Annotated in this window: 22 protein-coding genes and 1 pseudogene; 10 read left to right on the top strand and 13 right to left on the bottom strand. The window is 64.1% G+C overall.

Going from position 1 to position 22471, the window contains the following annotated elements; all coding sequences use genetic code 11:
* Window positions 1–76: 76 nt before the first annotated feature.
* The gene (locus ACTORR_RS02000) at window positions 77–376 is read left to right on the top strand and encodes a hypothetical protein (RefSeq protein ID WP_313365524.1); all 300 of its coding nucleotides are present in this window, start codon (window positions 77–79) and stop codon (window positions 374–376) included.
* Window positions 377–379: 3 nt separating this feature from the next.
* Here the strand turns inward: ACTORR_RS02000 and ACTORR_RS02005 are convergent, their stop codons facing one another.
* On the bottom strand, window positions 380–1165 hold the full coding sequence (locus tag ACTORR_RS02005; protein ID WP_054887633.1) for a hypothetical protein: 786 nt from the start codon (window positions 1163–1165) through the stop codon (window positions 380–382).
* A 102-nt stretch (window positions 1166–1267) separates the two neighbouring features.
* A complete protein-coding gene (locus tag ACTORR_RS02010) occupies window positions 1268–3454 on the bottom strand; it encodes an OsmC domain/YcaO domain-containing protein (RefSeq protein WP_441343523.1) in 2187 nt (728 codons plus the stop codon).
* 257 nt (window positions 3455–3711) lie between these two features.
* On the opposite strand from ACTORR_RS02010, the gene ACTORR_RS02015 reads away from it, so the two are divergent.
* The 4 genes from ACTORR_RS02015 (at window position 3712) to ACTORR_RS02030 (ending at window position 8936) form a co-directional block, all read left to right on the top strand.
* Window positions 3712–4167, top strand: a complete 456-nt coding sequence (locus ACTORR_RS02015) for a (2Fe-2S)-binding protein (protein WP_054887635.1) — start codon at window positions 3712–3714, stop codon at window positions 4165–4167.
* Window positions 4167–6416, top strand: a complete 2250-nt coding sequence (locus ACTORR_RS02020; protein ID WP_313365522.1) for a xanthine dehydrogenase family protein molybdopterin-binding subunit — start codon at window positions 4167–4169, stop codon at window positions 6414–6416. The genes ACTORR_RS02015 and ACTORR_RS02020 overlap by 1 nt, the downstream gene beginning before the upstream one ends.
* Window positions 6417–6434: 18 nt before the next feature.
* Window positions 6435–7781 (top strand): c-type cytochrome, encoded by a 1347-nt coding sequence (locus ACTORR_RS02025; protein WP_313365521.1) that lies wholly within the window; start codon window positions 6435–6437, stop codon window positions 7779–7781.
* A 141-nt stretch (window positions 7782–7922) separates the two neighbouring features.
* A complete protein-coding gene (locus ACTORR_RS02030; RefSeq protein WP_313365520.1) occupies window positions 7923–8936 on the top strand; it encodes an XdhC family protein in 1014 nt (337 codons plus the stop codon).
* Window positions 8937–9011: 75 nt separating this feature from the next.
* Here the strand turns inward: ACTORR_RS02030 and ACTORR_RS02035 are convergent, their stop codons facing one another.
* From ACTORR_RS02035 to ACTORR_RS02065, 7 genes are all read right to left on the bottom strand, one after another.
* Window positions 9012–9827, bottom strand: a complete 816-nt coding sequence (locus ACTORR_RS02035) for a substrate-binding periplasmic protein (protein WP_313365519.1) — start codon at window positions 9825–9827, stop codon at window positions 9012–9014.
* A 19-nt stretch (window positions 9828–9846) separates the two neighbouring features.
* Window positions 9847–11721, bottom strand: coding sequence for a diguanylate cyclase domain-containing protein (locus ACTORR_RS02040; RefSeq protein WP_441343524.1), 1875 nt, complete (start codon window positions 11719–11721; stop codon window positions 9847–9849).
* A 30-nt stretch (window positions 11722–11751) separates the two neighbouring features.
* Window positions 11752–12288: a PqiC family protein gene (locus ACTORR_RS02045; RefSeq protein ID WP_262108226.1), complete on the bottom strand. Its 537-nt coding sequence runs from the start codon at window positions 12286–12288 to the stop codon at window positions 11752–11754.
* A 28-nt stretch (window positions 12289–12316) separates the two neighbouring features.
* On the bottom strand, window positions 12317–13957 hold the full coding sequence (locus ACTORR_RS02050; RefSeq protein WP_313365189.1) for a PqiB family protein: 1641 nt from the start codon (window positions 13955–13957) through the stop codon (window positions 12317–12319).
* Window positions 13941–14585: a paraquat-inducible protein A gene (locus ACTORR_RS02055; RefSeq protein WP_254480075.1), complete on the bottom strand. Its 645-nt coding sequence runs from the start codon at window positions 14583–14585 to the stop codon at window positions 13941–13943. The genes ACTORR_RS02050 and ACTORR_RS02055 overlap by 17 nt, the downstream gene beginning before the upstream one ends.
* Window positions 14582–15178, bottom strand: a complete 597-nt coding sequence (locus tag ACTORR_RS02060; protein ID WP_099813639.1) for a paraquat-inducible protein A — start codon at window positions 15176–15178, stop codon at window positions 14582–14584. Before ACTORR_RS02060 ends, ACTORR_RS02055 begins: the two co-directional genes overlap by 4 nt.
* A 347-nt stretch (window positions 15179–15525) precedes the next feature.
* Window positions 15526–15846 (bottom strand): hypothetical protein, encoded by a 321-nt coding sequence (locus ACTORR_RS02065; protein ID WP_054887645.1) that lies wholly within the window; start codon window positions 15844–15846, stop codon window positions 15526–15528.
* 262 nt (window positions 15847–16108) lie between these two features.
* Here ACTORR_RS02065 and ACTORR_RS02070 point away from each other — a divergent pair, with 262 nt between their 5' ends.
* The 3 genes from ACTORR_RS02070 (at window position 16109) to ACTORR_RS02080 (ending at window position 18944) form a co-directional block, all read left to right on the top strand.
* Complete coding sequence (locus ACTORR_RS02070) at window positions 16109–16771, top strand: TetR/AcrR family transcriptional regulator (protein ID WP_313365190.1); 663 nt, start codon at window positions 16109–16111, stop codon at window positions 16769–16771.
* A gap of 5 nt (window positions 16772–16776) precedes the next feature.
* On the top strand, window positions 16777–18333 hold the full coding sequence (locus ACTORR_RS02075) for an MDR family MFS transporter (protein ID WP_441343525.1): 1557 nt from the start codon (window positions 16777–16779) through the stop codon (window positions 18331–18333).
* 134 nt (window positions 18334–18467) lie between these two features.
* A complete protein-coding gene (locus ACTORR_RS02080) occupies window positions 18468–18944 on the top strand; it encodes a YMGG-like glycine zipper-containing protein (protein WP_313365191.1) in 477 nt (158 codons plus the stop codon).
* 225 nt (window positions 18945–19169) lie between these two features.
* Here the strand turns inward: ACTORR_RS02080 and ACTORR_RS02085 are convergent, their stop codons facing one another.
* Entirely contained in the window at window positions 19170–19373 is a 204-nt protein-coding gene (locus ACTORR_RS02085) for a hypothetical protein (protein ID WP_054887649.1), read from the bottom strand.
* Here ACTORR_RS02085 and ACTORR_RS02090 point away from each other — a divergent pair.
* Window positions 19372–20073: a DUF3053 domain-containing protein gene (locus tag ACTORR_RS02090; RefSeq protein ID WP_099813635.1), complete on the top strand. Its 702-nt coding sequence runs from the start codon at window positions 19372–19374 to the stop codon at window positions 20071–20073. The two genes, ACTORR_RS02085 and ACTORR_RS02090, sit on opposite strands and share 2 nt — an antisense overlap.
* A 19-nt stretch (window positions 20074–20092) precedes the next feature.
* Here ACTORR_RS02090 and ACTORR_RS02095 read toward each other — a convergent pair.
* Window positions 20093–20272 (bottom strand): annotated as a pseudogene (locus tag ACTORR_RS02095) (ATP-binding protein); the annotation flags it as partial.
* A 127-nt stretch (window positions 20273–20399) separates the two neighbouring features.
* On the opposite strand from ACTORR_RS02095, the gene ACTORR_RS02100 reads away from it, so the two are divergent.
* Window positions 20400–20825, top strand: a complete 426-nt coding sequence (locus ACTORR_RS02100) for a hypothetical protein (RefSeq protein ID WP_313365192.1) — start codon at window positions 20400–20402, stop codon at window positions 20823–20825.
* A 57-nt stretch (window positions 20826–20882) separates the two neighbouring features.
* Here ACTORR_RS02100 and ACTORR_RS02105 read toward each other — a convergent pair whose 3' ends face one another.
* A complete protein-coding gene (locus tag ACTORR_RS02105; protein ID WP_099813634.1) occupies window positions 20883–21614 on the bottom strand; it encodes an HvfC family RiPP maturation protein in 732 nt (243 codons plus the stop codon).
* On the bottom strand, window positions 21607–22452 hold the full coding sequence (locus ACTORR_RS02110) for an HvfB family MNIO-type RiPP peptide maturase (protein WP_313365193.1): 846 nt from the start codon (window positions 22450–22452) through the stop codon (window positions 21607–21609). The genes ACTORR_RS02105 and ACTORR_RS02110 overlap by 8 nt, the downstream gene beginning before the upstream one ends.
* Between the last annotated feature and the right edge of the window lie 19 nt (window positions 22453–22471).

The raw sequence follows: 22471 nt of genomic DNA on the forward strand, positions 1-22471 counted from the left end.
TTGACGTTCGGATAGTTCACCGCTTGGCTTGATAGAAATATCCTGAAAGACTTTGCGCGTCGGAATGAGGGATACCATGAGCATTTGCAGCGCTCGACCTTACGCGTACTGGACCGCGCATGCCTTGCTGGCCATCAGCCTGGCACTCAATGCCGGCTGTTCGAGCAAAAGCAGCAAGGCGCGCTACTACGCCGCCGCCCCGGGCTCCAACTGTTACGCCAAGGCGCTTCCGAGCACCGGCGAAGGCGGCCTGGCCTGGGGCAACACACTGGGCATTGCCAAGCAGAAGTCGCTGAACAACTGCATCCGCTATGCCGGCCGCTCAGGCGGCACGCCAGACACCTGCCAGGTGGTGCTGGCCAAGTGCAAGAACTGACCCCTAGGTCGGGTCTGCGCCGTTGAGCAGCGCGTCAACAACGCTTTCGAGCTCCGAGAGCTCGATTTCCGTCTGCGCCCCCGCTTGCGCGAGGCGCTGGTCACAGTCGATGACTACCTGCACGCTCCGACGTGCCTGGTTCCCCGGGTATTTGCGCAGCGTCAGCTCGACCTGCCAGGCACTGAGCCAGGTGCTGCTGTCCGCCGACCAGCGCCTGTCTTCGAACGCCAGCAGGCGGGTCCCCTGCCGGGTATCGATTATCCGCGGCCGATAGACCCAGTGTGTGTTTCCCGCCTCCCACGGGTTGACCAGCAGCCGGTAGCGGTCGTCTGCCGAGCGCGACTGAATCTCCACCTCGTCTGCGGGCAAGCCATTGGCGGCAACATAGTGCTGGAATGCCTCGACCTGGGCACCGAAGCGCCCCATGTCCTGGTAATAATCGACATGCTTCCTGTACCCGGCGAACGCCGCAGACAGCGGGCCGTCGGCATACAACGAGACAATCGCCGCACACTGCACCAGCCAGTAGATCTCATCCGACAGTTCGTGGCCCTTGCTGCTGCCCAGGTCGAACGCCTTTGACAGCAGCTCCCTGGCCAGCGGCTGGCCTACCTCGCGCAGTGCAGCAGCCTGCACCGGCGGCAGTGTTTCCGCGGCCTGCGCGATAAAGGCCGCGTAACGCTGTTGCAGTGATTGGCCGGCCAGGCCCAGCTCCGGGCACTGCGGCGGCGGCAGGTCGAGTGGTTCGGGCGCCCTTCTGTTGCGCGGCAGGTGGGAAAGGTTGATCACCAATGACTTCCTTGTGCGTGTACGGACGCCCGCCATCCTACCCCAGCAGATAGAAGCAAGAACGTCAGGCTATCTGGGGCTGCTTTGCAGCCCCAAAATGGGTCAGGCAAACTTCGCCCGCGCTGCATGCAGCTTCTTGTAGCTCTCGATCAGCCGCAGATGGCGGTCCAGCCCTTCCAGCTTCATGCTGGTCGGGGTCAGCCCATGGAAGCGCACGCTACCGTCGACCGAACCCAGCACCGCGTCCATCCGCGGGTTGCCGAACATGCGGCGGAAGTTGGCCTCGTAGTCGGCCATTTCCAGCTCCTCATCCAGCTGCACCTCCAGCACCACGTTCAGCGCCTGGTAGAACAGGCCGCGCTCGACGGTGTTGTCGTTGAACTGCAAAAACGCCTCGACCAGTTCCTTGGCATCTTCGAAGCGCTTGAGCGCCAGGCAGATCAGCAGTTTCAGCTCAAGGATGGTCAGCTGGCCCCACACCGTGTTCTCGTCGAACTCGACGCCGATCAAGGTGGTGATGGTGGTGTAGTCATCCACCTCGCATTTATCCAGGCGCCGGCGCAGCGCGCGCAGGGCGCGGTCATCCAGGCTGTGCAGGTTGAGGATGTCGGCACGGAACTCCAGGGCGCGGTTGGTGTTGTCCCAGATCAGGTCTTCGACCGGATAGATTTCGGAGTAACCCGGCACCAGGATGCGGCAGGCCGTGGCGCCAAGGTTGTCGTACACGGCCATGTACACCTCTTTGCCAAGGTCTTCGAGGATGCCGAACAGGGTCGCGGCTTCTTGCGTATTGGAGTCCTCACCCTGGCCGGAGAAGTCCCATTCGACGAACTCGAAATCGGCCTTGGCACTGAAGAAACGCCACGATACCACGCCGCTGGAGTCGATGAAGTGCTCGACGAAGTTGTTCGGCTCGGTCAGCGCATGGCTTTCGAAGGTCGGTTGCGGCAGGTCGTTGAGGCCTTCGAAGCTGCGGCCTTGCAGCAGTTCGGTGAGGCTGCGTTCCAGCGCCACTTCAAAGCTTGGGTGCGCGCCGAACGAGGCGAACACGCCACCCGTGCGCGGGTTCATCAAGGTCACGCACATCACCGGGAACTCACCACCCAGCGAGGCGTCCTTGACCAGCACCGGAAAGCCCTGCTCTTCCAGGCCCTGGATGCCGGCGAGAATGCTTGGGTACTTGGCCAGCACCTCCTGGGGGACATCCGGCAGGGCCAGCTCGCCTTCGAGGATTTCGCGTTTCACCGCGCGCTCGAAGATTTCCGACAGGCACTGCACCTGGGCTTCGGCCAGGGTATTGCCGGCGCTCATGCCGTTGCTGAGGAACAGGTTCTCGATCAGGTTGGACGGGAAGTACACCACCTGGCCATCGGACTGACGCACGAACGGCAGCGAGCAGATGCCGCGCCCGGTGTTGCCCGAGTTGGTGTCGTACAGGTGCGAACCGCGCAGCTCGCCGTCCGCGTTGTAGATCGCCAGGCAGTGTTGGTCGAGGATTTCGGCCGGCAGTTCGTCCTTCGGCCCTGGCTTGAACCACTGCTCGTTCGGGTAATGTACGAACGGCGCGTTGGCGATGTCTTCGCCCCAGAACTGGTCGTTGTAGAAGAAGTTGCAGTTCAGGCGCTCGATGAACTCACCCAGCGCCGAGGCCAGTGCCGCTTCCTTGGTCGAACCCTTGCCGTTGGTGAAGCACATGGGCGACTGCGCGTCGCGCACGTGCAGCGACCAGACGTTGGGCACGATGTTGCGCCACGAGGCGATCTCGATCTTCATGCCCAGGCCGGCAAGGATGCCGGACATGTTGGCGATGGTCTGCTCCAGCGGCAGGTCCTTGCCGGGGATGTAGGTGGTGGTGTCGGCCACCGGCATCAGCAGGCCCTGGGCATCGGCGTCGAGGTTGTCGACTTCCTCGATGATGAACTCGGGGCCGGTCTGCACCACTTTTTTCACGGTGCAGCGGTCGATGGAGCGCAGGATGCCCTGGCGGTCTTTCTCGGAAATATCCTCGGGCAGTTCGACCTGGATCTTGAAGATCTGGTTGTAGCGGTTCTCCGGGTCGACGATGTTGTTCTGCGACAGGCGGATATTCTCGGTGGGGATATCGCGGGTCTGACAGTACAGCTTGACGAAGTACGCCGCGCACAGGGCTGACGAGGCCAGAAAATAGTCGAACGGGCCCGGGGCCGAACCGTCGCCCTTGTAGCGGATCGGCTGGTCGGCGATCACCGTGAAGTCGTCGAACTTGGCTTCCAGACGAAGGTTGTCGAGAAAATTGACCTTGATTTCCATGCGGGGATTACCGTGATTTAAGCGTGCAAAACGAAATTGGCCGGCATTATCCGGGTTTTCGCCGCGCAAGTCCTCTCTCGCAAAGTCGGCGCCAGCCTGGATATTGCGCATTCCACCGAATTACTTGCCTGATCCTCTGAACCTGTGCCCGCCACCGGACCAGTGGTCGTATCACTGTGCTAGCGTTTCTGGATTGGGGAACAACGGACTCCCCAGCAGACAATGAACGCCATCAACCGATGATCAGCAGGTGAGCCATGGAACTTCATATCAACCAGAAGACCTATCAGGTCGACGCCGATGCCGACACGCCCTTGCTATGGGTGCTGCGTGACGACCTGGGCATGACCGGCACCAAGTATGGCTGTGGCCTGGCCCAGTGTGGCGCCTGCTCGGTGCTGGTGGATGGCAACGTCGTACGCGCCTGCGTCACTCCGGTGGCCGGCGTGGTCGGGCGGGAGGTCACCACCATCGAAGCGGTCGAGGCCGACGCGGTGGGCAAGCGCGTGGTGGCGGCCTGGGTCGAGCACCAGGTGGCCCAGTGCGGCTACTGCCAGTCCGGCCAGGTGATGGCGGCCACGGCGCTGCTCAAGCACACCCCCAAGCCCAGCGACGAACAGATCAGCGCGGCGATGGTCAACCTCTGCCGCTGCGGCACCTACAACGCGATCCATGCCGCCGTGCATGCGCTGGCCCAAGGGGAGCAGGCCTGATGAACACGCCCGTCGACACCCCCGCAGAACTGCTCAGGCTGCAACTGGGCGAAACCGTCAACCTGTCGCGCCGACGCTTTCTGGCCAGCACCGCGGTCGGTGCCCTGGTGCTGGGTTTCGGCCTGCCGATGGGCGCGCCCCGCGCGCAGGCAGCGGCGGCAGCCACCCCTGAGCGCGGCACCCAGGTGCCGGCATTCCTGGAGATCCGCCCGGACGGCACGGTGCGCCTGCTCAGCCCGTTCATGGAAGGTGGCCAAGGCCCGTTCACGGCCATGGCCCAGATCGTCGGTGAAGAACTCGACTTCGACCCGGCCAGCTTCCTGGTGGAAAGCGCGCCGCCCGGTGAAGCCTACGTGGTGATGGAGAACGGCATGCGCATTACCGGTGGCAGCATGTCGGTGCGCATGAGCTACCCGACCATGCGCCGCCTCGGCGGCCTGGCCCGTGCCATGTTGCTGCAGGCAGCGGCCGAACAATGGGGGGTACCGGTCGGTGAGCTGTCCACCGAGCCTGGCAAGGTCATTCACGCTGCCTCGGGCCGTTCGCTGGCCTATGGCGAGCTGGCCAGCCGTGCCATGGACCTGCCAGTACCGGACCCTGCCAGCATCAAGCTGCGCGACCCCAGCCAGTTCCGCTGGATTGGCAAACCGGTGCGGCGCCTGGACGCCTATGACAAATCCACCGGCAGGGCTCAATACTGCATCGACCTCAAGGTCGACGGCATGCTCCACGCCGCCGTGCAGCACGCGCCCCGCCTGGGCATGACCGTGGGCAGCCTGCGCAACGAGGAGCAGGTCAAGGGCATGAAAGGGGTGCACTCGGTGCATCAGTTGCCGGGCGCGGTGGCCGTGGTAGCCGAACGCTGGTGGCACGCCAAGCGCGCAGTGGAAGCGATCCAGGTGGACTGGAAAGAACCGGGCGCCGACAGCAAGGTCCGGCCGATGCCGGCAGATTTTTCCAGCGACGGCTGGCGCGAGCACCTGGCCAGCGTTGAGGGGCCGGCCCGCGACGAAGAAAACCAAGGCGACATCGCCGGTGCCCTGGCCAATGCCAAGACCAAGGTCGAGGCCAGCTACCACAACCAGTACCTCAACCATGCCCAGCTGGAGCCGCCGTCTGCCCTCGCTCGCTTCAACCCGGACGGCACCCTGGAGGTCTGGCTGCCCAACCAGGCGCCAGACATGTTCCGCGACGACATCGCCAAGCGCACCGGCCTGGATGCCGCGCAAATCACCCTGCACTCGCCGCTGCTCGGCGGCTTCTTCGGCCGCCATTTCCTCTATGACTCGGCCAATCCGTATCCCCAGGCCATCGCCCTGGCCAAGGCCGTCGGCCGCCCGGTCAAGCTGATCTGGAGCCGCGAGGAGGAGTTCCTGCGCGACGTGCTGCGCCCCGTCGCGGTGGTCAAGTTCCGCGCAGGGCTCGATGCCGACGGCTTGCCGGTGGCCATCGAAGCGGTAAGCGCCACCGAAGGCCCGACCGAAGCCCTGGCCGGCAAGCAAGGCGACAAGATCGACCCCACGGCGCTCGAAGGGCTGTCGGGCAAGTCCTACGCCATTGCCAACAAACGCATCGCCCAGATCTACGTCAAAGGCCCGGCCATGCTTGGCTACTGGCGCTCGGTAGGCAATTCGCTGAACGACTTCTTCTATGAGTCGTTCCTTGACGAGCTGGCCGACAAGGGTGGCAAGGACCCCTACGAACTGCGCCTGCACCTGCTGCGTGACAATCAGCGCCTGACCAACCTGCTGCATGCGGTCGCCGAATTGTCTGGCGGCTGGAAGCGTGGGCCGTTCACCGCAGAAGACGGCAGCAAGCGTGCCCGGGGCATTGCCATGGCCTCACCGTTCGGCTCCGAGGCCGCGGCAATCGCCGAAGTGTCGATCGACAATGGCCAGGTCAAAGTGCACGACATCTGGCAGGCGATCGATCCTGGCAGCATCGTCAACCCGGCGATCATCGAGCATCAGGTCAACGGTGCGGTAGCCCTGGGCCTGTCGCAGACGTTGGTGGAAGAAGCGGTGTTCATCGACGGCAAGCCGCGCGCGCGCAACTATGACCTGTACCCGATCCTGCCGCCCTCGCGCATGGCCCGGGTGCATGTGCGCATTGTCGAGAGCGGGGCGAAGATGGGCGGTATTGGCGAGCCTCCGTTGCCCGCGGTAGCGCCTGCCGTGGCCAATGCCGTGGCGCAGCTCACCGGCCAGCGCGTGCGTAGCCTGCCGCTTAGCCGCCACACCTTCAGCTGACCGGACAAGGACTGCCCCATGACCCACAGCCGTTTTGCCCGCACTGCGGGCTGGCTGGCCGTGCCGTGCCTGGTCGCGGCCGGCCTGCTGGCCTGGTACGTGATTCGCGAACCCGCCTCGCCATTTGCTGCCGAACAGCCCCCCAGTTTTGACCCCGCAGTGGTCAGCCGGGGCGAATATGTCGCCCGCCTCAGCGACTGCGTAGCCTGCCACAGCCTGCCCGACGGCAAGCCGTTCGCGGGTGGCCTGCAGATGGCCACGCCGCTGGGAACGATCCACGCCACCAACGTCACACCCGACCGCGAGACCGGCATCGGCAACTACAGCCTGGCCGACTTCGACCGCGCCGTACGCCATGGCGTCGCGCCGGGTGGCCGGCGCTTGTACCCGGCAATGCCCTACCCTTCGTACGCCAAGCTCAGCGATGACGATGTGAAGGCGCTGTACGCCTTCTTCATGAAGGGTGTGCAGCCGGCACAACAGCCGAACATCCCCAGCGATATTCCCTGGCCGTTGAACCTGCGCTGGCCCATCGCCTTGTGGAACGGCGTGTTCGCCGCCGACACGCCTTACGCGGCCAAGACCGGGCAAGACGCGCTGTGGAACCGCGGCGCCTATATCGTCCAAGGCCCTGGCCACTGCGGCAGCTGCCATACGCCACGGGGCTTGGCCTTCAACGAGAAGGCACTCGATGAAGCGGGTACGCCATTCCTCGCCGGTGCCCTGCTCGATGGCTGGTACGCGCCCAGCCTGCGCAATGACCACAACACCGGGCTTGGCCGCTGGAGCGAGGCCGAGATCGTCCAGTTCCTCAAGACCGGGCGCAACCAGCACGCCGTGGTGTATGGGTCGATGACCGAGGCCTTCAACAACTCCACGCAGTTCATGAGCGATGAAGACCTGAGCGCCATTGCCCGTTACCTCAAGTCGCTGCCCGGAGATCCACAGCGTGACGGTGCGCCCTGGCAGTATCAGCCGGTTTCCGCGGCCACGCGCCTGGACAGCACTGGCGCTCATATCTATGTCACCCGCTGCGCCAGTTGCCACGGCCTGGACGGCAAGGGCCAGGCCGAGTGGATGCCACCGCTGGCCGGTGCCACCTCGGCGTTGGCCAGGGAAGACGCCTCGGCGATCAACATTACCCTCAATGGTTCGCAACGCGTCGTCGCCGCCGGTATGCCGGATGCCTACCGCATGCCAGCGTTCCGCGAACAGCTGTCGGACCAGGAAATCGCAGATGTGCTGAGTTTCGTGCGCAGCACCTGGGGTAACTCGGGCGGTAAGGTAGATGCGCAAGCGGTCGGCAAGCTGCGCGGGCACACCGACCCGGCCAGCAGCAGCCCGATCATCTTGCACATGCGATAGAGGATGCTGCCTGAACCGGCCTCTTCTCGGCTAAAGCCGCTCCCACAGGTAATGCGCAGCCCTTGAGCATTGTGATGACCCTGTGGGAGCGGCTTTAGCCGCGAAGAGGCCGGTACAGGTATTTACTTTTGAAGAGGTCCCATGGAAAGCATTGATCTTTTGGTCTTGCGCACCGCCCGTGACTGGCTATTGGCCGGGCAACGGGTTCTGCTGGCCACCGTAGCCCGCACCTGGGGTTCATCGCCGCGGCCCGTGGGTTCGATGATGGCCCTGCGCGGCGACGGCCGGGTGGTCGGCAGCGTCTCCGGCGGCTGCATCGAGGACGACCTCATCCACCGCTACACCACGGCCTATCAGGGCGGCGGCATGCCGCATGGCCTGCCGCAAGTGGTGCAATATGGCGTCAGCGCCGATGAAGCGCAGCGCTTCGGCCTGCCCTGCGGCGGCACCCTCGAGCTGATCCTCGAATTCGAACCGGCGCTGGCAAGCCTGGAGCAACTGCTGCCCTTGCTGGACAGCGGCAACCTGGTGCGCCGCGAACTGGACCTGGACAACGGTCAGGTTCACCTGACCACCACCGGCGCACCGGAGCAATTCGGTTTCGATGGCCGGCACATGCTCAATACCCTGGGCCCGGGTTATCGCATGCTGCTTATCGGCGCCGGGGTGCTGGCCGAGTACCTAGCGACCATGGCCCTGTTCAATGGCTTCAAGGTGGCAGTCTGCGACCCGCGCCCCGAATACATGGATGGCTGGAACGTGTCGGGCGTGGAGAAAATCGTTGGCATGCCGGATGACGTGGTGCGTGCGTTCGCCCCGGACCTGCGCAGCTGCATCATCGGCCTCAGCCACGACCCCAAGCTGGACGACCTGGCCCTGCTCGAAGCCTTGCACAGCCCGGCGTTCTACATCGGGGTGATCGGTTCGCGGCGCAATAACCAGTCGCGCCGGGAACGCCTGATCGAGCACTTCGGGGTAAGCGAGGCCTCGTTACAACGCTTGCACGGGCCGATCGGTATCTATATCGGCAGCAAGACGCCGGCAGAGATTGCCGTAAGTGTGATGGCCGAGATCCTGGCGACCAAGAACGGCGTCGCCTTGCCCGGGGAGGTCACCGTGAGCGAGGCCAAGCGGGCGCTGGAGGTTGATGGGTAAGCTGGCGGGTTCGCTTTGAGGTTTTTGCGCCTGTGACATCGAGCGCCACCGGCGCGGCGCTCGGTCCCGCAGGCGCTAAGGCTGCCCCACTGCCTGCTGTTGCCTCCATAGTTCCAGATACTTTTCAACCAGTTGCTCCGGCACCGGCCCGGCAACCAGCGCTTTCATCGCCTGCGCCAACCGCTCGCGCAGCTCCGGTCGATTGCACTTCGATTGACGTGACAGCGCCAGGTACAACCCCTCGCTGGACACTGGCGGGTCGAGCACCTTCAACTGCGTATCCCAACCCTGCGTCCGCGCCAGGGCCATGCCGGGATGCAGCTCGTAGATCAGGTAATCATTGCGCCTGAGCAACAGTTTTTCGAACGCCTGCCTGGCGCTGGGCACCGCTTCAAGCCGGAGGTTGGTCCTGGCGTAATCGTCGAACTGCTGGCCGTGACTGTTACCGACCAGCGTACCCCCGTTGCGGCCCTTGAGGTCCGCCCAACCCTGATAGGCAAATGCAGCGTCCTGGCGGACCCAGACGACACTGCGGGTCCGCAGGAACGGCGGGCTGATGAAGTCCATCCGCTGCTGGCGCTCCTGGGTCATGAAGTACCCCGCCATCAGGTCGATACGCCCGGTGCGCACCTCTTCCTGAGCCCTTGACCAAGGCCCGCCATAGACCACCTTCACCTCCAGCCCCAGTGCCTTGCCGGCGTCCTTTAGCAAGTCGGCATTGGCCCCGATCAGTTGCTCAGGGTTGCTCGGGTCACGCCAGAGATATGGCGGGTATTCCGGATTGCCAGTTGCAGTGAGCTGGCCGCACGACGGCTCTGCCACCGCGAGGTCGGGCAGCAGGAGCATCAACAGCGGCAACAGCCAAGACTGGCAACGACAACGCTCGACCATCGATACCCTCCTGGGCTGATCACTCGGCTGGCTGGTACACGCAGACCCGCCCGCGCTCACGCTTGGCCTCGTACATCGCATGATCGGCTGCCTTGATCAGGGCATCCACCTCGCTGGCATGGGCAGGCGCCAAGGCAACGCCGATGCTTGGCGTGACGAAGTCGATGCTCACTCCGCTGACGCTGACCGGCTCGCCCAACACCTTGAGCAAGCGCTGGGCCAGCGCGCTGGCCCCTTGGAACCCGGGTGCCGGGACAATCACGGTGAACTCGTCTCCACCCAAACGATAGGCCTTGCTCGGTTGACGCAGCGCATTGCGAAGACGCTCGGCCATGCACGCCAGCAAGGTATCACCGACGTCGTGGCCAAAGCGGTCATTGACTTGCTTGAAGCGGTCCAGATCGAGAAAGATCAGCGCCAGCGGCATGCTGGCGCTGTGCATGTACCGGGCGAGGTCCTCATGAAACGCCTTGCGATTGCCCAACCCGGTCAGGGCATCCTGATAGGCCAGGTCAAACAGTTGCTGTTGATGCAGCACATGCTCGCTGACGTCATGCAGGATGCCACGGTAGCCGATCAGCCGCCCCCCGGCGTTGTGGCGCCTGGATATCTGCGTCTCGAAGTGACCGATGCTACCGTCGGCACGCCGTAGGCGAGCCGAAAGTGGCGCGCCGGGCTCGGTTTCGGCGATCACCGGTTCCGTCGTCGGGGTGGGCTCTGGTTGTTCCTGCAGCGATGCAAAGGTGCGACCCAGCACCTGCGCCGTCGAATACCCCAGCAGCCTGCAGAAAGCCGGGTTGACCGAGTCGATCCTGGCCTGATCGTCGAGTTCGAAGTAGCCGTCTTCCATGGCATCGAGGATCGCCCGGTCGCGCGTTTCGCTCTGCTCCAGGCGGTCCAGCGCACGGTTCGCCTCACGCGCCAGCTGGCCCAGCTCATCGCGGCCGTCGTCGGTCAGGCGCCGCCCTGCCGCAGCCGGGCCAATGGCCAGAAGCTCGTGATGCAAGCGGGCAATGCGCCGCAGCAAGGTGACGTCCAGGGCGAGGTAGATCAGCAGCCAGGCCAGGCCGATGAGCCCGCCGGTCACGCCGAGGAATACATCGAGCTGCTGTTCGCCTTCCAGGAACAGATGGCGCTCGCGGGTCAGTTGCAAGCGCAGCTGAGGCTCGCCCAGGCTGTCCTGGAACAGCAGGTCGATACTCTGATGACGGGCATCGACCACGCGACGGTTGCCGATGCTCATCAGTTCAGCCTGCAGCACGGGCCGTTCCTGCCCAGCGGTCGACGGCAACCAGGTAAGCTCTCCGCCCAGCTGTTGCTGCAGCATGGCGATGCGCTTGCTGTCCAGGAAGGTGCCCGCCAGCAGCACACCGCTGGCCCTGTCGCCGCTGCGCGCGGTATCCACGGCGACCAGAATCAGCGGCACCCGGAGCACGGCCAGCAGTTGCGCAGGCGGCGCCACATCCTGAGACTGCAGCAGGCGCGCCAGTTGCCGGGCAACGCCCTCATGCAGCGCCTTCAGGTTCAGTGCCGGCGCGCCGGCCGGGCGCTCAAGCGCTGCGAGGTCCAGCGGACGCCAGCTCACCCGCTGCTCACCATTGGCAAAGTAAAGGATGAAGTCGAAACCACTGCGGCCCAGCGTGGCGGCATCGAGCGGAAAAGCCGACGGCACCGTACCCGGCATCGCCTGGGCCCATTGCCGCAGGCGGTTGGCGTCGCGCTCGAAGCTGTTGCCCAGCAACGCACGCAGGCGCTCGGCCTCGGCCACCAGCAGCCGCTCGTCCTGCTTGTCCAGCCGTGCCAGCAGCATGCCCTGGGCTGCGAAGTAGACAAGCGACAACACCAGCAGCAACGGCGGTACGAACAGCCAGAGCAATCTCGTGCGTAACTTCATGCGGGCTCCCCGTACCCTTGTTCATCTGCATCAGGTGGTTGGGCAGGGCCTGCCTGGCGCCGCCGTTGCGCGCACCGCGTCGGCCAGCTTGCGCAAGTTGGCCTGGTGGGCGTTGACCAGGTTGTTGATGCTGTTGTCGGCAACGGTCTGCACCGACGTCCGACAGGTGATTGCGGGCTCGCCTGGCCGTTTCAGGCGCCACAAGGTATCGAGCGAGGCGTATTGGCCGGGCACGCTGTCGAAGCGCTGCACCTCGACCCTCAACACAGTGCTGGGGCCAGACACCGGGCCGCCCAGCATGTCCTGCAGGGCACTGCGAAACTCATCCACCAGGTTGGCGCCCCACCACTCCGTTTCCAGGATGGCCAGGCCGCTGCTGCCCTGGCGCACCACCAGCTGCGGACGGTCCACTTGCGGCGGCAGGCTGACCCGGCTTACCAGCACATGCTGGCTACCCCCTTGCACCGGCTGGGCCGGGACCAGGGTGTGGTAGTTGTTCGGGGTACTGCTGCAGCCGCCCAGCCAGATCAGCAGGCTGGCCCTACACAGGTTGCGCACTCGATGCATCAGCTGACACTCCTTTGGCCTTCCACTTTCAAGGTCTCAAGTCTTGCGCCCCGGCCGCCTTCGGCCGGCCTTGAATGAGCGACTCGGGGTGGCGCCCCAGGTAGTCGGTCAGGTCGCGCAGCGAACGCGACATGCGCTCCAGCTCATCCAGTGTTTCACCCAGCCGTTCGCGCTCCGGTGAGTTATCGGCAATGGTCGCGTTGGCCGCCTTCAGGGTTTGCTGCATATCGTCGAGGGTGGCTTTCACCCCAGGCAGCGTCTGGCTGTTGAATGTCTTGAGGTTGGCGCGCAGGTCACGCAGGGTGCCATCGAGGTTGCTGGCAATGCTTTCCAACGGCAACTTGCCGATGCGCTCGACGAAATGCTGCAACTGCTCCTGCAGCATCTCCAGGCTGCCGGGCATCGTCGGGATGACGATAGGGTTGGCCTCCCGGTCGAACGCGACCTTGGGGGCGTTCGGGTAGAAGTCCAGAGAGACGAACATCTGCCCGGTGATCAGGTTGCCGCTGCGCGCCTGCGCCCGCAGGCCATGCTCGACGAAGGTACCAATCAACTGCCGGGCACCATCGAGGTCACCCTCGGTGTGCTTGAACACTGCAAGCATCTTCTTATGCACAGGGCCCAGGCGTTGCGGGTAGACCACTGCATCCACCACCACCGGGAATATCTGCTTCACCGGGTCGTAATCCAGCTTGATCGCCGTGACCCGGCCAAACTCGACGCCCTTGAACTCCACCGGGGCCCCCACCGACAGACCGCGCATGGACTGGTCGAAGCGCAGCTGCAGGTACTGACCCTTGCCGAAAGGCGGTGCCAGGGCAGCGTCGCGGTCGGCGAACAGTTGAAAGCGCGCCTGGTCTGCGGCCGGCTGAGCATCGGCGCTGAAGTCCGGAGAACCGAATGCCAGCCCGCCGACCAGAATGGACGACAGCGACTCGGTATCGACCTTCAGGCCATTGGCGCCGATCTGCATGTCGACGCCGCTGGCATTCCAGAACCGGGTATCGCCAGTGACAAAGTTGTCGTAGGGCGCTTGTACGAATATGCCTATATCCACGCCCTTGCCATCATCCTGCAACGCATAGGACACCACCTCACCCACCGGGATCTTGCGGTAATAGATGGAGGCGCCGATATCCAGCGAACCGAGGTCATCGGCGCTGAGGAGAAAGCGCTTGCCCTTCTCGCCATAGGTGATCGCCGGTGGCAGCTCCAGGCCAGTAAAGTCCTTTTCAGCGGCTTTCGATTCACCGGCATCGGCACCGATGAAGCTGCCAGAGAGCAAGGTATCGACCCCGGATACCCCGCCCGCGCCGATCCGCGGGCGGACTACCCAGTAGCGCGCGCCCTGGGTGGCGAACGAGCGAGCGTCATTGGACAGCTGCACCTTGACGATGACGCTGTTGTGGTCCTCGGCAAGGTCCACGGTGGTCACTTCGCCAATCACCACGCTGCGGTACTTGACCTGAGTCTTGTGCGCCACCAGGCCTTCACCGGAACGAAAGGATATCGAAATGACCGGCCCTTGCTGCATCCAGTTGCGTACCACCAGCGATGCCCCGACCAGGATCGCCAGGATCGGCACGATCCACACCAGTGAAACATTCCAGCGCCGGGTGCGTACCTCTACCTGCCCGGCCCCATTTCGCGCGTCACTCGCTTGCGCCATCGGTGCGGCCTCCATCTTTGCCAGGGTGATCCCAGATCAAGCGCGGGTCGAAGCTCATTGCCGAAAACATGGTCAGCACCACGACCATGCCGAAAAACAGGATGCCCGGGCGCGGCTCGATGGTGCCCAGCCCGCGCAACTGCACCAACGCGGCCACCAGTGCGACCACGATGACATCGAGCATCGACCAGTAACCGATCAACTCGACGCCGCGATACAGTTGCGAGCGCTGCCGGCAAGCCCAGCTCGAACGCCGCTGGGCGGTGTACAGCAGCAAGCCGAGGGAGAAGAACTTGATGGCCGGTACGCCCATGCTGGCGATGAAGATGATCAGGGCGATGTCCCAGGCACCGTGTTCCCAGAACTCCACCACGCCGCCCCCAATGGTGCTGTCGCTGCCACTGCCCAGCATTTCGGTATGCATCACCGGCAGCAGGTTGGCGGGCACGTAGAACACCAGCGCGGCCACCAGGAAGGCCCAGCCACGGGCGATGGCATTGGTCTTGCGCCGGTGCAGGGGCGCGCCGCAGCGCGCGCAGGTGTGCACATGACCCTCCTGCTCGCAGGCATACCCGCAGCCATGGCACAGGCACAGGCCCAGTTCGTCTGCCAGCGCGGGCGAACTCATAGCGCGTCCCAAAGGTCGCGGATATCACGCCCGGCAATGTAGATGATCAGCATGCTCAGCGCTGCCAGTGCGATCAGGCCGATGCCCGGGATCACATCGAGCAGGCCGGCCAGCTTGATCACCGCCACCAGCGCGCCCAGCAGGCCGACTTCCAGCATGCTCCAGGGCCGCAGCCCTTCCAGGCAGCGCATGCACATGGCAAAGCCAGGCGCCCGCTGCCCGGCCACGGCGAAGCTCAGCACCCAGCAAAGCAAGGCGATCTGCAGCACTGGCGCGAAGATGATGGCCAAGGCCATGACCAGGGCAATGAAGGTAATGCTACCGCTGCTGAGGATCAGCACCGAATCCCAGAGCGTCGCAGAGTTGGTCAGCCCCTGCATGCCAATGGTCATGACCGGATAGGCATTGGCGAATACCAGCAGAATCGCGCCGGTAACACTCAGTGCCAGGCGCTGCTGGAGGGTCAGACTTGCATGGCGATACAGCACGCCGCCACAACGCACGCACAATGCACGTTGATGTTTGTGCACTGGCATACGCTGATACACCGCGTCGCAATATTCACAGATGATCAGTGTCTGGCTCTGGCTCATGGTCTACCCCAAAGGCCCGCGTCACTCCGTCACTCAAAGCCAATACTCAACGCGCTTGATACATGAAGATCTGACAGCAGCGCCTCACCAGTAAAGTCGATAAACGGCGGATGCGCTCGTCTTCACCGGAAGGGAAAAGCCTGTTTCGAAAGTTCGGCCTGGGCGGCCTATCTGGTTGACCCTGAAGCGTTTCTTGCGCGGTTCTGCAGGCGATCGCGACAGCGCATGAAAAACATGGAGTTAGCCGATTACATAAGGCATTAGCGAGAAAGCGTTAACCTTTGAGTCATGTATGGGCAGGTTGCCGCTGTTCATTGCGAAGAGCGGCAAGCTCGATAAAGCGGTGGTTACCTGCACATGCGCTTGATCGCCCGCTCCGCCGCGGCCTGGAACACCCGACGCAGTGCTTCCAGTTGCTCTTGGGTAAGTGCCTTGGCGCAGGTCAGCCCCTGCAGAAAACCGATTCCCCAGCCTTTGGTTTCAGCCAGTTCCTGACGGTTCTCGGCGTCAGCGATATCACCCAGGTGCAGGGCGGCGGGATGTTCATAGCGGTCTTCGAGCGCCAGTTTACGCAGCTCCTCCAGAGCCACCTTGAACTCGGCAGCGGCAACATCGTCCAGGCCCAGATGCTCGTACTGCAGCAGGCTCAGACGGTCGGTGGCGGTCATCTTCGAATCTCCGTTTCACAGTAAAAGGAGCAGGGACAAGGGAATCACTAGCTAGCCGCGACGCATCCGGGCGCCTGCGAAGCTGGTGTCAACTAGCGTGTTGTACCACAACTGAGGGCGCTCTCCCTAGTGGCGTGCGCCATCCGGGCGCAGTGCAGCGACACCTTCTGTCGGCCGCCCGGGGCAATCATTAAATTTAAATTGAATTTAGATTCAGCCTGGATCAGGCTGACTGCCATTCCACCAATCCGAGAACCCACCCATGGCCATTACTCAACGCGAACCACGCAAGGACGGCGAAGCGACTCGCACGCGCATCCTCCAGGCCGCCGGCGAGCTGTTCGCCGCTGTGGGTTATGCCGAGGCCAGCAACAAAGCCGTCGCCGCCAAGGCCGAGGTAGACCTGGCCTCGATCAACTACCACTTCGGTAGCCGCAGTGGCCTGTACCTGGCCGTGCTCGATGAAGCGCGGCGGCGCTTTCTGGACATCAGCGACCTGCAGCGGATCACCCTCGGCGAGCAACCGGCAGCAGAGAAGCTGCGAGGGCTGGTCGATCTGGTCGTACGCAAGGCCACGCAGCGCCGCGACATCTGGCACCTGCGCGTGCTGGCGGCGGAAATCCTCGCCCCCAGCCCGCACGGCCAGGCGCACCTGCAGGCTGAGGCACCGCTGAAGCTGTCGCTGCTCAAGGGCCTGTTCAGCGAAATCACAGGCATTCCCCAGAGCGACCCGGCACTGACCCGCTGCATCCTCTGTATCACCGCGCCTTGGGCGATGCTGTTGATTGGCCCACGCGGGTCCACCGGGACCCTGCACGAAATACTCGGCATGCCAGCCGCAGACGTCTCTGCCCAGCTGTTCAGCTTCGCCCTGGCCGGCCTGCAGGAAGCCGGCCGCCAGCATGCCCAGGGCAAAGGCTGCTGACGCACATGAACGTTCAATCGCATCCACAGGCTCAAGGCAACCGCATGCAACCGACATCTGCTGACGCGCCCTCCTGCGTACAGGCCGAACCCGGCACTCAAGCCTCCATCCCGCTGCTGCTCGGCGCCCTGATGCTGGTGATGTTCCTCGCGGCACTGGACCAGACCATTGTCTCCACCGCGCTGCCCACCATCGTCAGCGACCTCGGCGGGCTACGCTGGCTGTCCTGGGTGGTCACCGCCTATTTGCTGGCCTCCACCGTCGTCGTGCCGCTGTATGGCAAGTTCGGCGACCTTTACGGGCGCAAGCGCGTCCTGCAGATTGCGATTGCCTTGTTCCTGCTCGGCTCGGCGCTGTGCGGGCTGGCCCAGGACATGACCCAGCTGATCCTGTTCCGCACGCTGCAGGGCTTGGGCGGCGGCGGCCTGATGGTGGTGGCCATGGCGGCCATCGGCGACGTCATTCCACCCGCCGAACGGGGCCGCTACCAGGGCCTGTTCGGCGGCGTGTTCGGCCTGGCCACCGTGGTGGGCCCGTTGATCGGGGGGTTTCTGGTCGAACACCTGTCATGGCACTGGATCTTCTTCATCAACCTGCCGCTGGGCCTGTTGGCGGTGCTGGTGATCGGCAGCGTGTTCCGTCCCCCTGTGGCACCGGTCAAGCATGTGGTCGACTACATCGGCGCGTTCTTCCTGACCGTTACCCTGGGCGCGCTGGTGCTGATCACTAGCCTGGGCGGCAGTCTACTGCCGTGGGCCTCGCTGGATGTGCTGTGCCTGGCACTGTTCGCGGTCATCGGCCTGGTCGGTTTCGTGTTCGAACAACGCCGCGCGGCCGAACCGATCATGCCGCTGCACCTGTTCCGCCACCGCACCTTCGTGCTGGCCGGGTTGATCGGGCTGATCGTCGGCGTGTCGCTGTTCGGTTCGGTGACGTTCTTGCCGTTGTACATGCAGGTGGTGAAAAACGCCTCGCCCACCAGCGCCGGCTTGCAGATGCTGCCCTTGATGGGGGGCTTGCTGGTGGTGTCGGCAATCACCGGGCGGTTGATCAGCCGCTGGGGGCGCTACCGGGTGTTCCCGATCGTCGGCACGCTGCTGCAGGTGGTCGCGCTAGGGCTGCTCAGCCGTCTGGAACTGGACACGTCGATGTGGCGCATGAACCTGTACATGGGGCTGCTTGGCGCAGGCCTGGGCATGGTGATGCAGGTGCTGATCCTGGCAGTGCAGAACAGTGTCGAACGCCGGCACATGGGGGTGGCAACATCAGGGGCCACGCTGTTCCGTTCGATTGGTGGTTCGGTGGGCGTCTCGGTGTTTGGCGCGTTGTTTTCCCATGCCCTGCTCGACGGCCTGCCGAGTGATTTCGCGGCCAGCAGTGGCGGTGCCGCAAGCCTTTCGCCAACGGCGGTGCACGCCTTGGCGGCACCGCAGCAGCAGGCCTATCTCGAGGCGTTCTGCGCAGCCATGCATGGGGTATTTCTGCTGGCGGCGATCGTTACCTGTGTGGCCTTCGCCTTGTCGTGGCTGTTGCGCGAGGTGCCACTGCGTACTGCCCATTGAGCCTTGCACAGCCGGTATCCGCAAAAAGGCCAGTACCGGCAAACGGTACTTGATCAACCGGCAGTTGCACACCACAAGCTACCGTAGCCCCGGCTATCCTGTGAGATGCAATCCCCATCCGCTGGAGGTGTGCGATGCGTGCGTTCAAGTGGAGTTACCGGCTGATGCTGCTGTGCGCGGCGTCTGCAGCCCAGGCCCAGTCGGTGGTGCCGCTCAAGGGCCAGAGTAGCCAACAGATGCAGCTGGACATCAACGAATGCAACAGCGTGGCGAGCAACGCCGCAAACAGCGCCAGCAGCAGTTCCACTGGCAGCCATGTCGGCGGCAGGGTCAAGGGCGCGGCGGCTGGTGCCGCAGCGGGTGCGGTTGGCGCCCAGGTGCGGGGCAACCAGCACGACGAGATGTATGACCGGGTCGGCGACAATGCCAAGGAGCAATACCGGCAGAACCGTGCAAGCCAAGGGGCCGCTGCCGGCGCTGCGGTAGGTGCCTCGCGGCAACGGCAGGAGCGCCGCGAAGACCGGCGCAACCAGGGCCAGGCGCAAAGTTCGGCGCACGCCAGTGCTTACAGCGGGTGCCTGCAGGGGCGTGGCTATCAGGTCTACCCTTGAAGCCCCGGGCACTGTCTGCACGGCAACAGCCGATCAACAGAAATTACAGCTGCAAACAGTCCAGGCGCCCAGCCATGTAGCCTGTGGGAGCAGGTTCACCCGCGAATGCGTCGGTATCTACCGCGCGGCATGCATGGGTCAACCGGCTCCCACAGTGATTGCGCCAACTCCTTGTGCAACTGCATGGCCAAATGGCATGCACCCTGCAATCGAATGAACACACCTTCATTCGACTGGCTGGAAGCCTTGCATCAGGCTCGGGTGATTTAATTCCGGTGCGTTGAGTGATGGCTTGCGGGTGTTCGCTGCAAATATCGCGGCGAACACCACAGCGCAAGTTGGATCCAGACCGGAAAAAGCGCTACCCTTGCCCGCCGCGCGAGCCATAGCGCTGGCGCGCCTCACCCCCCTACGGAGTTTCATCGACATGAACGTCTCATTCCGCCGCAATTGGTTACTCGCCCTCGCCCTGCCCCTCGCCCTTGCCGCCTGTGGCGACAATGAACCCAAGCAGCGCGCTGCCTTCAGCGAATTCCTGCAAACCCGTATCATCGACAAGCCCGGCGTTCACGTGCCCAAGCCGAGCGCCGACGAGTCCAAGGCGTTTGGCCCCTACAACGACCATTACGCGGTGATCACCGATTTCAACGGCGCCATGGATAGCGCGGTGAAACCGCTGGGCAGCCTGCTGCAGAAAGGTGCGGTGCGGTCGCTGAACGATATCACCAGTCGCCGTGACGACATCAAGGCGGTACAGACCGGCCTGAACGACATGGGTGTCCAGCTGCAGGAGCAGAAGGCCAAGGCCGACAGCGCCCATGCCCAGCTCAAGCAGCCCGATGACCTCAAGGTGGTCTACGACAAGGCCTACGACCGCACCGTCAGCGTCCCGGCCGAGACCTTCCTGCAGGTGCTGCCACAGATCAACGGCACCCTCGACAGCAGCCTGAAAGTCGCCGACTACGTGGACGCCCACAAGGCCCAGATCGAGATCAACGGGCCGATCGTCAAGGTCAACGACCCCAAGGTGCAGGCTGAACTGAATGCCTTGCTGCAAGACCTGACGGCTCAAGCGAAGACCGTACAGCAGGCTCAGGCGCAACTGCAGACCGTGATGCTCGGCCGCTGACCCCAGGCGCTCAGACGCATCAACCCAGGCGTGGCAACAGGACTGTCACGCACAAGCCCCCCGCGCCGCCCGCCTTCGCGCTGATACTGCCCTGGTGCAGCCCGAGGGCACGGCGGGCGATGGCCAGGCCCAGGCCGAAGCCATCGGTGCCGCTCTGCCCGCCCCGGACGAACGGCTCGAAGATGCTCTGCAGGCGGGCCATTGCTCTGGCCCAGCGACGTGCAGAAGCCAAGGCGCTGAACGAACAGAACTTTTCCCCAATTACTTGTCTATCTGGACATGCTCACGTTCGCGGTGGGCGCCGCCTTACGGTGCTGCCCAATCGCATGTTCAATGACAACCTGGGGTTGCCTACGCCGATGAAATGCCATATCCCGAGAATCCTCTTTGCCGGCCTGTTCGCCTTGGTAGCCATTGGCTCTGCCTCAGCGACACCGATCCACGCGTCGAATGCGGCCCTGGCCACTGAAACCATCGCCCCGTCGCCGGCCAACCCGGCCCAGAGCCCTTGGCCGAACCTGGCCCGCATCGCCGATGGCCAGCCAGGGCCACTGCTCGCCCATGATGATGACCGCTACTGGCGCGACGGCCGCTGGCACTACCACAGCGAAGACCGCCGCCGCGAAGAATGGCGCCGGGCCCAATGGCGCCGGGAAGAGGCGCGACGTGAGGCGGAGCGCCGCCGCGACTGGGAGCGCCGACACGAGCGGGCCCACCATTACGATGCCGACCATCGCTACTACCGCCGCTGACCCTCAGTGGCAATTTGTGCGCTCCAGTCCCCTCAGTAAATGCTTCACCGCTCGCACCTATCGGGTGCCGAGCACGACGCCCTGGGCTTTCAGGCTTTGCAGCAACGCCAGGCCAGGTGCCGCGATGGCAGCGGGTTCGACGCCGGTAGCTGCGGCCAATGCCGCCAGATGTTCGCGCCCGCTCACGGGCTGGTCTTGCAACGATTGCAACAGCGCATGGGCCAGCGGCGCAAGGCGCGAAAAGGCCACCTTGTGGTCTTTACCTCGATGAGCCAGCAGCAAGGTGGGCTCATCGGGCGCCTCGCCCGGCAGATGTTCCGGCCCGATATGGCTGACCGGCCAGGCGTAAGCCAATGGCACAGCCAGGCTGGACAGCACCGGCACGCCAGCCAGCAGATCACCCTCCGGGGCATGCTCAGGTTCGGCGGCATCACTGAGCAACAATGCCGTCTCTATCCACTCGTAATGGGCAAGTTCGGCGATCCACCCGGGCTGCTCGCCTCGCCCTTGCAGGTACTCGACCCACTCGCTGCCCACTTCGGTGAACAGCGGCGTGTGGCAGCGATGGCTGGCGTAGAAGTCTTCGCACAACCCCTGCCAGTGCTCGGCAGCGAGACTGGCATGCAGCACCGGAAAGCTGCCGGCCAGCAGTGCCTGCAGGTTGCCGAAGAACAGCTGCCGATACACCGCCAGGCGCCGCGCTTCGATACCAGGCGGTGGCGGATTGGCCTGCGGATCGCGGATATGGCCAGCCATGCGCAGCAGCTGTTCATGCAGTGAATCAGCCATGGCGCACCGCCAAGGCCTGCGCTGAAGATTGCAGGCTGCGAATGTGCTCCACCTCGACCAGCAGTTCGACCAGCGGTGGCAGGTTGAAGTCGCGCTCGAGCAAGGTCGGCACCGGCCCCAAGTGCTGGTAGGCACTGGCCAGCAGGCCCCAGACATCAGGCTTGACGCTGGCACCATGGGTGTCGATCTTCAGGTCCGGCGCTTGGTCGTAGTGCCCGGCCACATGCAGGTAGACCACCCGTTCGGCCGGCACCTGGGCCAGGAACCCGGCAGCGTCGTAGCGATGGTTGCAGGCATTGACCACGATATTGTTGATGTCCAGCAGCAGGTCGCAGTCGGCTTCACTCAACACCGCCTGCAGAAACTCGATTTCGCTCATCGCCTGATACGGTGCGGCGTAGTAAGAGATATTCTCCACGGCAATCCGCCGACCCAGGGCATCCTGGACTTCAGCAATGCGCTGGGCAGTATGGCGCACGGCTGCTTCGGTGAACGGCATGGGGATGAGGTCGTACAGATGGCCGTCATCGGCGCAGTAGCTCAGGTGTTCGCTGAACAGCGGCACCTGGTGACGGTCGAGAAAGGCTCGAATCTGGCGCAGGAAGCCATGATCCAGCGGTGCCGGGCCGCCCAGCGACAACGATAGGCCATGACAAGCCAGCGGATGGCGCTCGGCCAGTTGCGCCAGGCCTTCGCCGAAGGCGCCGCCGACGCCGATCCAGTTGTCTGGCGCGCATTCGAGAAAGTCCACGGCTGTGCTGTCCATGCTCAGCAGCTCTGGCAGCAGTGCACGGCGCAGGCCCAGGCCGGCGCCCTGCAGATTGGAATGAGTGCTCATCGCAGGCTCCTTGTGGTGC

The sequence above is a fragment of the Pseudomonas sp. SAR267 genome (assembly GCF_052077595.1).
Lineage (GTDB): Bacteria > Pseudomonadota > Gammaproteobacteria > Pseudomonadales > Pseudomonadaceae > Aquipseudomonas > Aquipseudomonas vlassakiae.